Consider the following 13,714-nt stretch of genomic DNA (forward strand, 5'->3'; position numbering starts at 1 on the left):
ACAACAACGAGCGCCCCAACATGGGCATCGGCGGCATAACACCCGCCATGAAACTGAAAACAGCCGCCTGAATTCTACGGCTGGACCCCAGTAAAAATGGGGAGATTACCATCCCATTTCTTCGCCGCGCAGCAATGCACCGATTGGGCTCACAGCTGCCTTGCGGCACTGCGGCAGCGTAGTTGCAACGAAACCGCGCTTGGTTTTCGCTGCTAGAGGTCGCCAGCCAGCCCGAAGAGAATGTTACACTCTCCTCTGCGCCACGATAAGCCGACCTTCGTTAGGAAAGGCACAAAGGCGGGTAGGTTTTGACAAACTGGCTCAACAGGTGATCCGCTAAATCGCGGTTCGCAGGCTGGCTGCTATGTAATTTGCCCGCAGCAATTTGGTGACGATCCCCGGCTGACCAGTGCCAATTTCCTGATCGTCTACACGTACAACCGGATTGACGAACCCCGATGCCGAAGTCGAAAAGGCCTCTTTCGCTGACCGCAGCTCTTCTATTGTGAATGCGCGCTCCACGACTTTCATTTGATGCAGACGCGCAACATTCAAAACCGCCTGCCGGGTAATCCCGTGCAGGATGTCACGAGACAGTTCACGCGTGATGATTTCATTGTTGTCTGTCACAATGTAAGCGTTGTTTGATGACCCTTCTGTGACCTTGCCGTCGCGGTGCAGCCAGACATCATCCGCACCGGCCTCGCTCGCACGAGACTTCACCAGAGACGAATAAAGCAACTGCACGGTCTTGATATCTGAACGTGCCCACCGCAGGTCTTCGACCAAGGTAATGCACTGGCCGCGCTCTGCCAACGGATTGTTGATAAGATCCTTTGCTTGGGTGAACAGGATCAATCCCGGATCCGCGTCCAGTCGTGAAAAATCGAAGTCCCGATCTGCAACACCACGGGTGACTTGAAGATAAACCAAACCTTCTTGGAGTGTGTTCTTTTCAATCAGTGACCGATGAATTTTTAATAGTTCCTGATCAGAAAAGCGTTCTACCATGTCCAGCTCTTTCAGGGATCGGCGTAAGCGCGCCATATGACCATCAAAGTCAAGTAGCTTGCCCCCGACAACGGCCGTCACCTCATAGACCGCGTCCGCAAAAAGAACCGCGCGATCAAAGATGGAAATCTGCGCCTGATCTTCAGGGAGAAATGTACCATTGACATAAACTGTTCGCATTGGACTTATCCGTTGATCGTTAAAGGATCTGCCCAAGGAATTCCTTGGTGCGAGGGTCAGAGGCTTTGTCGAAGAATGTGTCCGGCGGCCCATGTTCCACAATTACGCCCTTGTCGGTGAAATAGATGTGATCGGCCACTTCGCGCGCGAAACCCATTTCATGGGTGACGAGAATGCAGGTCATGCCGTCCGCGGCCAGCTCTTTGATTGTCAGCAGCACCTCCTTGACGGTTTCCGGGTCAAGCGCGGCGGTCACCTCGTCAAACAACATCACGTCCGGGTCCATTGCCAGCGAACGTGCGATGGCCACACGCTGTTGCTGACCACCGGAAAGTTCACCAGGGTAGGCGTTTTCCTTCCCCTCAAGCCGCACCTTTTTAATCAGGGCGCGCGCGCGTTTTTCAACCGCCTCGCGGTTTTGTTTCAGCACCTTGACCGGCGCCATCATCACGTTTTCAAGCGCGGTCTTATGCGGGAAAAGGTTATACTGCTGAAAGACCATGCCGACCTTTTTGCGCAGCGCCAGCTTATCAAGATTGGCATCGTGCACCTCTTGCCCTTCGATGGTGATAGACCCAGCCTGAATGTCGTTCAGCGCGTTAATGCAGCGGATCAGGGTAGACTTTCCCGACCCAGAAGGGCCGATGATGCAGATCACCTCGCCTTTCATGATGTCCATTGAAACGCCTTTAAGCACCTCAAAAGTCCCAAAGGATTTGCGGACATCTTTCAGAGAGACAATCGGTTGGTCTTCGGTCCAGCTCTGTTCTGACATGTGTTAGCCTTTTACTGCGAATTTGCTTTCCAGGCGCATGGTCAGCCGTGCGATTGGGTAGCAATATGCAAAGAAGATGATGAGTGCGAAGCCGAAGAAAGGCATCAGCAGGGAGGGGTTGTTGCCTTCGGCCTCCATCGCCTGCCGGGACAGGGTGACGAGCTCCGTTACGCCCAAAAGCGAGACAAGCGGCGTTGCCATGGTCATGATGGCATACCAATTCATCCACGGCGGGATCATGCGTTTGAAACACTGCGGCAGGATAATCTGCCACATGATTTGTCGGCGTGTGAAGGCGAGGCTCTGGGCCGCTTCCCATTGCGCCGAAGGCACCGACTGGATCGCGCCGCGCACGATTTCGGCGATATTGGCCATGACCGGCAGGCTGAGACCAAAGACCGCCTTCATCCAGTCGGGCACAGGGATATAGGTACCCGCGATCCGTATCTCAAACGGCAGAGTAAGCATCACGATGAACAACAGCACAAGCCATGGAGAATTGCGGAATAGCTGAACAATCAGCCAAGAGATGGCACGGATCATGCGGTTGTCTGACACCCGGCCCAGCCCGACAAACACCCCCGCGATCGTGCCAATGAGCATGGTGAAAAAGCTGATCACCACATTCATCAGAAAGCCCTGTGTCACCAGCAAAGGCAGCCATTTGGCCATGATGCCCATAATCTTTTCGGTGGAATAAACTGATTGCGCCTGTGCGATCGCAGGCCAGAGGATCATCGCAACCGCCGCAGTGGGCAGAACCCAGGGCGGCATCGAGGCGAGCCAGCGTGAAAATCCAATCGCATCGGGCTCGCGGTATTTGGGCTCTAGAATGACCGGGAGATCGGTTTTGGTGTTCATGGAATAGGTCATCAGCTCGCCTTTCCAAATCCGGGCACCAGAAGATGGTTTTCCCATTTATGCATGCCAAAGGCGAGGACGCCGACCAGCGCGATATAGGTGAAGAACAGTACCGTCATTGCCGCATTCTGGGCCGAGGAATAGTCGTTCCAAATCGACACCATTTCATAAAGCAACTCGGGCACGGCAATCGCAATTGCCTGTGTTGTGGTTTTGACGAGGTTGATCAGATTATTGTTCAGTGCAGGCAGGCTGACACGCAGGGCCAGCGGAAAGGTCACGTTCACATAGGTCTGCGCACGGCTGAACCCGAGCGACTCTGCCGCCTCCAGCGTGGAACTGGGCACTGCTTCGATGCCTGAGCGGAAGATCTCGACATTAAAGGCACCGGCAAAAAAGGACAGCGAGATGATGGCCCAGCCGATATTCGAGATTATGGGCTGTTCGGTCCAGCCGTCCGGTCCTGTGACCGTCGGTGTAAACTGACCTAGCGCGAAATAGAAAAACAGCAGCTGGATCAACGGCGGCGTATTGCGAAAGAACTGAATATAGCCCTGCACAACCCAACGAATGATCCGCGATGGTGATCCTTGGGCCCAGGCGCCGACGATACCGATGATCACACTGAGGATCACGCAGATGATCGACAGTTGGACGGTTACGTAAAAGCCACTGACGACCCGTTCCCATTGCACTGGGTCATAGAAAAATATGAAATTCCACTTGGGATAAGTCTCCGCCATGTTGCGGAAAAAATCTTGGACGAACTCGATCATGATGTATCCGGCGAATGCAATGCGGGAGCCGCCAAATCACATTGGCAGCCCCCAGGGAGTGAGCGGATTAATCGGCCAGCCAGTCTTTAAAGCGGTCCTGCTGGGATTTTAGGAAGGCGCTTTCCTGAATGCCCCATTTGGCCTCCAGTTCCAGCAGATGACCAGATTGCAGCCAGTCGTATTGCATGCCGGACATGAATTTGCCAAAGACGCAGCTTTCTTCGCCCTTGGGCACCGCCAAAGCCCACGGGTTGTCATCTTCGGTGTTCAGAGGCATTTCGTAGTCGTCATATTCACCCGAGGCCAGATCCGCGGCAATCGAGCTGTCGTCATAGACCCATGCCACGCATTTCTTGTCGCGCAGCGCCTGTTTGGCTTCTGCGTTACCGGTGAACGCGATTACGTTTGCGCCGTAGCGCTCTTCGACGATCTTGTTATAGAATGCGCCCTGCTTGCCGCAGACCGGTTTGCCACTGAGCTCTGACCAATCAGAGAACTCAAGCGCCTTGGGCGCCATGATATTGGTGCCGGATGTGTAGTAATTGGGTTGAACCACGCCGACGATTTCGCGTCGATCCGCGCGGTCGGACATGGTTGCGATCATCAGATCAATCTTGCCCTGCTCCAGAAACTGCATCCGGTTAGAGGACTGAACCCCGACCAGTTCCAGTTCAACGCCCAGAACCTCGGCAACTTCGGCCGCCATGTCTGCTTCCATCCCGACCAGATCACCGCTGCTATCCAGATAGCCCCAAGGCTTGGTATCGGCTTTGACACCCACGACGATCTTGCCGCGTTCATTAATCTTGTTCCAGGTTTCGTTCGTGCAAGCGGCAAAAGCACTTGAGGTGCTTGTTGCGACCAGTGCCACTGTTGTCATTAGAGTCGTAAAAGTTCTCATAGCGCAGTCTCCCCGCAAAAAGCGTTTGCTTCATTGTTGTGGCTTAACGCTTGCAGGAATCGTGAAGCGCATCTAATGCCTATTTTTGATGACCTATGCAAAAAAGGTATAGTTTGTGGAGCTGGTTTGGCTGGAAGATCTCATCGAACTTGATGCGACACGCAATTTTTCGGTTGCCGCAACGGCACGAAACATCACGCAACCGGCCTTTAGCAGGCGCATAAAAGCCTTAGAAAACTGGGTCGGAACGCAGTTGATCGATCGCAGTACATACCCTGTAAAACTGACACCAGCAGGTGAAACCGTACTCGAAGCAGGTCGAAATCTGGCGCAAGATATGTACAGGCTGCGCGATGAATGCCGTGATTTGGCAGTGCCGGGCAGTGATGTTTTAAGCGTCAGCGCGCTGCATTCTATAGCACTGTGTGTATATCCTGACTTTGCGAAAGCTCTGCAATCCCACGTCGGTTCCTTCACAACCCAGATGCATGCGTCCGACTATTATGACTGCTTGGAAAGCCTGTCGCTGGGCCGGTGCGAACTGGCTATGTGCTACGATCATGTTTTGGGCCCTCCAATTTTGAAAACATCGCAATTCCAGTCACGGACCATCATGAAGGACCCTCTGGTCCTTGTTTCAACACTTAAAGACGAGGATGAATTTGAGACCGCCCTGACCAGCAATTCAGGGAATGCGGCACTGCCACTGGTGTCGTATTCTAGCGGTTGTTTTCTGGGCAAGATGCAGGAGATTCTGACCAAGTCCTATTTGGGTCATGGCGTTGTGTTTTACCCGGTTTTTGAAAACTCGATGTCTGAAGCCATTCGCAGGATGATATTGAACGGAGCGGGCATGGGCTGGTTGCCGCACAGTGTAGCCGCGCAAGATATTTCTCTCGGCAATCTTGTTGAGTTAAAAGGGCGATCTATGGTCTTGGAACTCGACGTGGTTCTGCTGCGCAAACCAAGTATGCAATCAGATCTTGTTGAAAAGATCTGGCAGCAGTCAGACATGGCCCCACCATTATAGTCTCGCTACTCCCCGAAGGCCCAGCATTTAGGGTCAGGATTCATAACCAATAGATAACGAGAGCCGCGAGCGCGATGGCTGAGAGGAACACTTTGGGGCATCGGTCATAGCGGGTCGCGACACGCCTCCAGTCCTTAAGCCTACCGAACATGATCTCGATGCGGTTACGCCGCTTGTATCTGCGCTTGTCCACTGCCGGGCAGGGCATCACGCAGTGATGGCCCGAGAGGGGTATTTGACCGGCGTCTTGCGTTTCTTCCGGCCTGGGGTGAGGGGCGACAAGATTTGATCCGGGGGATCAAATCGGCCCTGAACGGCGCGTACCCCCTTGTCCTGCAACGCTTCTCTGAACCCGTCAGCATCATAGCCGCGATCCCCAAGCAGCCATTTGACCTTTGGCAGGCCGCGCAGCAGGGCCTTGGCGCCGATATAATCGCTCACCTGTCCAGCGGTAGCGAACAGGTCGATTGGTCGCCCCTTACTGTCGCAGATGGCGTGCAGCTTGGCCCCTCTCGGGACATTTCCTTCGGAAATACCCTGCCGGGCAGTGGTTCATGCCGCCTTTGGTTCGACCGATCAGGCGACCACGCCCCCGTTCGTCGGGGAATTGATCCCCCAGATCAATTCCTGACCCTCCTTACTTGACGACCATGCTGGTCGCCGTTCGGTGGGCCTTGAGGTATGTCGTGTCCACTGCCCGGCAGGGCATCACGAAGTGATGTCCCGAGAGGGGATCATCACAGTCGTCTTCTCACCGTGTTCCGCCGCCAGTCCGGCCATCATCCGCGCGAAGATGCCCTTTTCGCTCCAACGCTTCCACCGGCTGTAGAGCGTCTTACGTGGGCCATACACGGCGGGCGCATCGCGCCAGCGCAAACCATTGCGATTGATGAAGATAATCCCACTCAACACCCGCCTGTCATCAACCCGGGGCTTCCCGTGCGACTTGGGAAAGAAGGGAGCCAGACGCGCCATCTGCGCATCGCTCAGCCAGAAGAGATCGCTCATCTCACCGCTCCTTTTCGGAGCCGTGAATCATGCAGCGAGACCGAAATCAATGCATCCTGACCCTAGCCACCTGGGCGCCGCATTGAAGGTGTCGATCGGCCCGTCTGACATTTGCCAGGATCAGGTCAGCCTTTCGCCTACTCGCTGTGAAAAATGCATGGCGCATGTTAATTCAGGCAAAGCGGAGAATTGCGCCATTCGTTTTTCGCCCCTACACTGCCATCCATTCAATTAAGATTTTTCTTCGCGCAGGGGCCCGATCGGCGTCGCGTAATCTCTTTAACGTACAACAGTTTTTAAAGCGTTTTGCCATGAATCCATTCTCCGAACTCGGCGTTTCCCGGCCGAATCTCATCTTTCGGGCCACTGGGCTGGCCTGTTTCCTATTGTTCCTTGCCGTACTGGTGCCGACGTTGTCGCCACCCGTCGCACGCATTCTCCATCCCCTCACCATCGACACCGATCCCGAGAACATGTTGCCCGAGGATGAAGCGGTCAGGGTCTTCCATAACGAAATGAAGGAACAGTTCGGGCTGTACGACTTTATCGTCGTGGGCGTCGTCAACGAAACGCGCGCCACGGGCGTGTTCACGCCCGGCAGTCTGGCGGACATTCATGCGCTGTCAGAATTCGCGTTCGATCAGACTTGGACCGACGCCGAGGGCAATCCGCGCGGCGTTGTTCGGGTAGACGTGATTGCGCCTTCTGCCGTGGATAATATCGAACAAGCCGGATCGGGGGCCGTCAGTTTTGAATGGCTGATGGAAGAACCGCCAACCACACAGGCCGAAGCCGCGGCTGTTGCGGAAAAGGCGAAACGCATTCCACTATACGACGATACGCTGGTGTCCGGCGACGGGCGGTCTATGGCCTTATACCTGCCGATCCACGAAAAACGGGACAGCTACCGCGTTGCGCAGGCTTTAAGGGGCAAGATCGACAGGTTCAACAACGGTGATGATTACCACATCACCGGACTGACCATCGCCCAAGACCAGTTCGGCGTCGAGATGTTCATCCAGATGGCGATTTCCGCGCCGCTTGCCATGCTGCTGATTTTCGGACTGATGTGGTTTTTCTTCCGCAATGTGAAATTGATTGTGGCGCCGATGATCGTGGCCATGGCCAGCGTGCTCATCACCATGGGCCTGCTGATCGTGACAGGCAATACCATCCACATCATGGCCTCGATGATCCCGGTCTTTATTATGCCTATTGCGGTGTTGGACGCCGTTCACGTGCTGTCTGAATTCCATGATCGATACCATCGCCTGCGCGACCGCTATGAGACTATCCGGCAGGTCATGGTGGCGCTGTGGCGACCGATGCTGTTCACCTCGCTGACGACCTCGGTGGGCTTTGCTTCGCTCGCGCTGGCGGACATCCCGCCGGTACAGGTCTTTGGCATCTTCGTCGCCGTGGGCGTTATGCTGGCGTGGCTTTTGACGATGATGCTGGTCCCCGCCTACGTGATGTCGATGTCGCCCGAGAGCCTGCGGGGGCTTGGGCGGACCGAAAGCAAGACCACCGCGCTGCCAAAGCTCGGCATGGCGGCCTATCGCAACGCCAAGCTGATCGCGCTTGTGACCGTGGCGCTTTATGGTGCGGCTTGGGTCGGTATCAACCAGATCCGCATCAACGACAACCCGGTAAAATGGTTTCAGCCCGACCACCCGATCCGTGTTGCTGACCGCACGCTGAATGCGGCCTTTGGCGGCACCTACATGGCTTATATTGCGCTTCAGGCCGAGGGCGCGGAGACGCAGATCACGGCGCAGGATCTGGCCCGGTTGGACGAAGACGTGGCGGCCACACTGCAGTCGGAGGGCAGCCTCGAAGAGATGCGCACTCTGGCCGAGACCCAACGGGACGACGCTGCTGACGACGCGGCCTATATGGCTTGGGATGAGGCTTTGATTACGCTCGACGAGGTGGGGCAACGCGGCCAGATATTCAAGGATCCTGCTTTGCTCAATTGGATGGCCGATTTGCAGGCGCATCTGGGCGACAGCGATCTTGTCGGCAAGTCGAATGGATTAAACGAGATCGTCAAGACCGTCCACCGCGAACTGATGCTGGGCGAAGAGGCGCAGTACCGCATCCCCGACAGCGCCGAGGGCGTGGCGCAGACGCTTATAACCTTTCAATCCAGTCACCGGCCGAATGATTTGTGGCACTTTGTGACGCCGGATTACCGGTCCTCTTCGATCTGGCTGCAGCTGACCTCTGGCGACAACCGCGACATGCAGTCCGTGGTTGACCGGGTCAATGGATGGGTCGCCGCAAATCCGCCGCCGGTGGCGCTGTCGCATGACTGGTTCGGCCTGACCTATATCAACGTCGTCTGGCAGCAAAAGATGGTGACGGGGATGTTAACGGCCTTTGCCTCGAGCTTTGTCGTGGTGCTGGTCATGCTGACTGTGCTCTATCGCTCGCTTCTTTGGGCGGCGCTGTCGATGATCCCGCTGACCATGTCCATCGGCGTGATGTATGGGCTGCTGGGCTTTGTCGGCAAGGATTACGACATGCCCATCGCGGTGCTCTCGTCTTTGTCGCTGGGGCTGGCGGTGGACTACGCAATCCACTTCATGGCGCGCTCGCGTGAAATTGTCGGCCGCACCGGATCGTGGAAGGAGGCGATCCCGGTGGTCTTCGGTGAACCGGCGCGGGCGATTTTTCGCAACGTGATCGTTGTGGGCGTGGGCTTTACCCCGCTGATCTTCGCCCCTCTGACGCCGTATCAAACCGTTGGCGTTTTTATTTCGATGATCCTTCTGATCTCGGGGGTGGCATCGCTGGTGATTTTGCCCGCGTTGGTCACTCTCTGCCAAAACTGGTTGTTCAAAAACAAGATTTCCAACTCCGTTGAAGGAGAAACCGCATGAGACTTTTTGCCTTCCTCATCCTTTCGCTGCTGCCGGTGCCGGCCCTCGCCCAAACGGCACAGGAGATCGCCAACCGCGCGTCGGCGGCCTTTTATTATGCTGGTGCTGATGGACGTGCCAACGTGTCGATGAAGATCACCGGCAAAGGCGGCAATCGCGCGCGTGACATGGTGATCCTGCGCCGCACCACCGGCGGTGTGAACGGCAAGCAAGAGTTCTACGTGCATTTCTCGCGCCCGGCGGATGTGAACGACACCAGCTTTCTCGTCTGGAAAAACCCGCGCGCCAGCGATGACCGATGGCTTTATCTTCCCGCGCTCGACGTGGTGCGGCGTATCGCGGCCTCGGATGAACGCACTAGTTTCGTCGGCTCGCATTTCTTCTACGAGGATGTCTCCGGGCGATCCCCCTTGGAAGACAACCACACGCTCGTTGAGACGACTTCGGATTTCTACATCCTTGAAAGCACACCGAAATCGACACGTGGTGTGGAATTCGCCAAGTACCGGATGCATGTCCATCGGGGCACCTTCCTGCCGACGAAGGCAGAATATTTCGACCGCTCCGGCACTCATTATCGCACCTTCGAGGCGTTGAAAGTGCAGCAGATCCAGGGCGTGCCGACAATCACTCAGGCGCGCATGACGGACAAGGCCATGGGCGGTGCGACAACCATCACCTACAGCCGGGTTAAATACAACGTGGGCCTGCCGGGTGATGTGTTTACGGAACGCAGCCTGCGCGCCGCACCGGAACAGTTTCTGAAATGAGACGCGTCATCCTGACTTTTGCCGTGGCACTGTATGCCGCCGGGGCGCAGGCCCAGTCGACGGCGCTCCCTGAGGGGCTGGAAGGGTTGGGCAGCGGCACCGGCCCGATCCTGGATGCCACCAGCGCCGCCGCGATCGGGGAGGACACCGTTGCCCCCGGGACCGGTGCCGGACCACGTGTGAGCGGCTTTCTGGAAATGCGCCACGCCGGCCGTCTGCAAAATGATCCTTTGCAAGGCGACGCGCCCCTGTCGGAGCTGCGCTTTCATCTGGATGCCGAAGCGGGCCACGACGTGATCTGGACCTTGGCTGTCGACGGAATCCTTGACGATGTCGGGAACGCGGACATCGACCTGCGCACAGGCGAAGGCCCGATCGACCTGCGAGAGGCGCATGTCTTCTTTCGCCTGTCCGACCGCATCGACGTGCGCGCCGGGCGGCAGATCCTGACCTGGGGCACAGGTGACATGATCTTTATCAACGACCTGTTCCCGAAGGACTATCCCAGTTTCTTCGCAGGCCGCGCCGATGACTATCTAAAGGCGCCCGTGGATGCGATCCGTGTGTCCGGGTATTTCGACGTGGTAAACGTTGACCTTGCCGTGATGGCACCGGGACAAACCGACCGGATCGTCACCGGCGAACGGCTGAGCTTTACTGATCCCGCCACTGGGCAGCCCTCGGCCACCGCGCCACGCCTCGATCGCCCCGACGGGATCGAGACCGCGCTGCGGCTTTACCGGACCTTCGGCTCTTGGGAGGGCGCGCTGTATGGCTACAGCGGCCATTGGAAAAGCCCGGCGGGCCAAGACTCACAGGGGCGAGGGATATTTCCGCGGCTCAACGTGCTGGGTGCATCGCTGCGCGGCCCCCTGCTGGGCGGGATCGGCTATGCGGAAATCGGCCATTATGACAGCGTCGAGGATCGGGACGGGACGGATCCGAAGATTGCCAACAGTGAGTGGCGCCTTCTGTTGGGACATGAACGTGAAATCGCCCAGAACACCACCTTGGGTCTGCAATACAGCCGGACAAAGATGTCTCATCATGACGCCAGCCGCGCAGCATTGCCCATGGGTGCGGTCGCCGTGCCCGAGCTGCGCGACGTGGCGACCTTACGCCTGACACGGTTGTTCCTCAATCAGACGCTGCAGGCCTCGGCCTTCTTGCTCCACGCTCCGGATCACAAGGATGGGCGCATTCGCCTGTCCGCGAATTACGATGTGAACGACGCGCTTTCGGTCGGGCTTGGGCTGTCAAAATTCTATGGCGACAGAGACACGCCATTTGGCCAGTTCCGCGATGCCTCCGCTTTGAGCATTTCCGCCCGCTGGAGCTTTTGATTGCGGGAGGCGTGGCCTTGGTAAGGATTTCGCTACTGTTTCTACACCACCCTCATGGTATCTTTTCGCCATTGAGCTTTGATTTAACGAACAAATATTCTAAAATTTATATGTAATGGGCGTACCGCATGTATATGAACACCCTGACAGCTGATCCTTTCCACGAATTCCGCGAGGGGCTTTTCGCCGGGGGACACGACGGGCTGCGCGCCGGGCTGATTGGCAAGTCAGCCAAGGTCGACGGCCCCTTCGGCCCCAAGCCCATGCTTTACGCAGATTACGTGGCATCCGGCCGTGCCTTGCGTCAGGTCGAATGCTTTATGATGGAAGAGGTGCTCCCGACCTACGCGAATACGCACACCGAAGCGTCTTACTCAGGCGCGCGAACAACTGAGCTGCGCGAGGCGGCGCGTGCGTTGATCGGACGCCATTGCGGTGCCTCAGAGGAACACGCAGTGGTCTTCGCAGGCTCCGGCGCAACCGCAGGGCTGAACCGCTTGGTTTGCCTGTTCGACGTGCCGGGGGCCGTCGCTCAGGGGCGCCCCGTCATCGTGTTCCACGGCCCCTACGAACACCATTCCAATATCCTGCCTTGGCGCGAAAGCGGCGCGACCGTCGTCGAGATCCCCGAGGCAGTTACAGGCGGTCCGGACATGGATGTCCTTCGCCAAGGGTTGGAGGACGCGCCCGATGGCGCGCTGCTGATCGGTACCTTTTCTGCGGCCTCCAACATTACCGGAGCGTTGACCGATGTGGCCGCAGTAACGCGTCTGCTGCAGGAATACGGTGCGCGTTCGGTATGGGACTACGCGGGCGGCGGCCCTTACCTTCCGATTTCGGTCCAACCCGCACGTGGCGTGACAATTGACGCGATCTGCCTGTCGCCGCACAAATTCATCGGCGGCCCCGGTGCTTCGGGTGTGCTGGTTGTGCGTCGCGCAGCCTGCACCCGCAGCACACCCAGCTGGCCTGGTGGCGGCACGGTTGTCTACGTTTCCCCCAGCACAGCGCAATATTCGCCACGCATAGAGGACCGTGAAGAAGGCGGCACACCGAACATTCTCGGTGACATCCGGGCGGGCCTTGCGGTGTTGGTGAAGGACGTGATCGGCCAAGATTATCTGGACAAACGTCATGCAGAGTTAGCCCAACTCGGTCTGGAGCGATTGGGGTCTCAGGCTGGGTTGTCGGTGCTGGGCAACCCTATGATCCCGCGTCTGCCGATCTTTTCCTTTGTCGCACAGGACGACGAAGGCGCGCCGGTGCATTATCAGTATGCCACCCGCCTTCTGAGCGATCTCCATGGCCTGCAGACGCGCGGCGGTTGCGCCTGCGCTGGCCCCTATGCCCATCGCTTGCTGGACTTCGGGCCGGAGGCCGAGGCCCGTATCTTTGGCTCGATCGCCTTGGGGCACGCACTCGAACGCCCAGGCTTTGTCCGCTTCAATCTGTCGGCTTTGTTCAGTGATGCCGAGGTCGAACGGGTTCTGTCAGCAGTCGCCGACCTTCCGCGCATGTCTCGAATTCATCGAAATCGATATCACGCCAACTCAAAAACAAGCATGTTCAGTCCAGTTTCCGCAAAATTTGATCTCAAGCCCTCCGAAATCAGTGAATCCCCCAGAACAGGCCTGATCTCCTACCTTTCGCGTGCAGCGAGTTTTCTCTTCTAACCCAAGGATTATTGGTAGGCTCCCATTCCGTTGGTTTGATTAGGGCGGAACAATGTTTTGCGGAGTTTGCCGTGTGATTCCTTGATGGCATTGGATGTCCATGGGCCGCGCGAATACAATTATAGGATTATTAGTGTCGCGACAATTTCCCCTTAGCAAAGAAGACTGTCCCGGATTTTTTGTAAAATGGGCGCGGAGTGGACGAATGCACCCGCACCGAAGCCGTGGCGTGGTCGGGGAAAGTTTGCGTTGCAACCGGACGAACGTGCCGGCGGCGAAGGTCGGGTTTGAGCCGATTCTTTGGAAAAACACTCGTTCGCTGGCGCAGAATAGTGACCCCGAAATGGAACGCGAGCACCTTTCCAGTCAGGCTGTTCGCGGTGGCTGCGTTGCAGGAAGGATCTTGGCCAATTTCCGGAGGTTTTGGGCGGTTGCGGCGAGGAGGAATTCGTCGTTTGCACCGCATAGTCCAGGTAATCGGAGCCGATTCAGACCAAGGAT

The 13,714-nt window shown here is 57.0% G+C and carries 10 protein-coding genes and 1 pseudogene; 5 read left to right on the forward strand and 6 right to left on the reverse strand.

All coding sequences use genetic code 11. From position 1 onward, the window contains the following. Positions 1-336: 336 nt before the first annotated feature. The 5 genes from ACN5AZ_RS18015 to ACN5AZ_RS18035 all read right to left on the reverse strand — a co-directional run bounded on the left by ACN5AZ_RS18015 (position 337) and on the right by ACN5AZ_RS18035 (position 4,483). Complete coding sequence (locus ACN5AZ_RS18015) at positions 337-1,191, reverse strand: D-amino-acid transaminase (protein WP_419430293.1); 855 nt, start codon at positions 1,189-1,191, stop codon at positions 337-339. A 19-nt stretch (positions 1,192-1,210) separates the two neighbouring features. Further along, a complete protein-coding gene (locus ACN5AZ_RS18020) occupies positions 1,211-1,966 on the reverse strand; it encodes an amino acid ABC transporter ATP-binding protein (protein WP_419430294.1) in 756 nt (251 codons plus the stop codon). 3 nt (positions 1,967-1,969) lie between these two features. Next, positions 1,970-2,839, reverse strand: coding sequence for an amino acid ABC transporter permease (locus ACN5AZ_RS18025; protein WP_419430295.1), 870 nt, complete (start codon positions 2,837-2,839; stop codon positions 1,970-1,972). Beyond that, complete coding sequence (locus tag ACN5AZ_RS18030; protein WP_419430296.1) at positions 2,839-3,603, reverse strand: amino acid ABC transporter permease; 765 nt, start codon at positions 3,601-3,603, stop codon at positions 2,839-2,841. Before ACN5AZ_RS18030 ends, ACN5AZ_RS18025 begins: the two co-directional genes overlap by 1 nt. A 67-nt stretch (positions 3,604-3,670) precedes the next feature. Then, positions 3,671-4,483: a transporter substrate-binding domain-containing protein gene (locus ACN5AZ_RS18035; protein WP_419430297.1), complete on the reverse strand. Its 813-nt coding sequence runs from the start codon at positions 4,481-4,483 to the stop codon at positions 3,671-3,673. 136 nt (positions 4,484-4,619) lie between these two features. Here ACN5AZ_RS18035 and ACN5AZ_RS18040 point away from each other — a divergent pair, with 136 nt between their 5' ends. Next, positions 4,620-5,534, forward strand: a complete 915-nt coding sequence (locus ACN5AZ_RS18040; RefSeq protein WP_419430298.1) for a LysR family transcriptional regulator — start codon at positions 4,620-4,622, stop codon at positions 5,532-5,534. A 40-nt stretch (positions 5,535-5,574) separates the two neighbouring features. On the opposite strand, the pseudogene ACN5AZ_RS18045 reads toward ACN5AZ_RS18040, so the two are convergent. Next, a pseudogene (locus ACN5AZ_RS18045) lies at positions 5,575-6,542 on the reverse strand (IS5 family transposase). A 311-nt stretch (positions 6,543-6,853) separates the two neighbouring features. Between ACN5AZ_RS18045 and ACN5AZ_RS18050 the strand changes: the two are divergent. From ACN5AZ_RS18050 to ACN5AZ_RS18065, 4 genes are all read left to right on the forward strand, one after another. Further along, positions 6,854-9,427, forward strand: a complete 2,574-nt coding sequence (locus ACN5AZ_RS18050) for an efflux RND transporter permease subunit (protein ID WP_419430299.1) — start codon at positions 6,854-6,856, stop codon at positions 9,425-9,427. Further along, the gene (locus tag ACN5AZ_RS18055) at positions 9,424-10,197 is read left to right on the forward strand and encodes an outer membrane lipoprotein-sorting protein (RefSeq protein WP_419430300.1); all 774 of its coding nucleotides are present in this window, start codon (positions 9,424-9,426) and stop codon (positions 10,195-10,197) included. Before ACN5AZ_RS18050 ends, ACN5AZ_RS18055 begins: the two co-directional genes overlap by 4 nt. Next, positions 10,194-11,540 carry a hypothetical protein gene (locus tag ACN5AZ_RS18060; RefSeq protein WP_419430301.1) on the forward strand — a complete coding sequence of 449 codons (1,347 nt, stop codon included), beginning with the start codon at positions 10,194-10,196 and terminating at the stop codon, positions 11,538-11,540. The genes ACN5AZ_RS18055 and ACN5AZ_RS18060 overlap by 4 nt, the downstream gene beginning before the upstream one ends. A 134-nt stretch (positions 11,541-11,674) precedes the next feature. Next, entirely contained in the window at positions 11,675-13,213 is a 1,539-nt protein-coding gene (locus ACN5AZ_RS18065; RefSeq protein WP_419430302.1) for an aminotransferase class V-fold PLP-dependent enzyme, read from the forward strand. The last annotated feature ends 501 nt before the right edge of the window (positions 13,214-13,714 follow it).

The sequence above is a fragment of the Sagittula sp. SSi028 genome (assembly GCF_048553715.1).
Taxonomy (GTDB): Bacteria; Pseudomonadota; Alphaproteobacteria; order Rhodobacterales; family Rhodobacteraceae; genus Sagittula.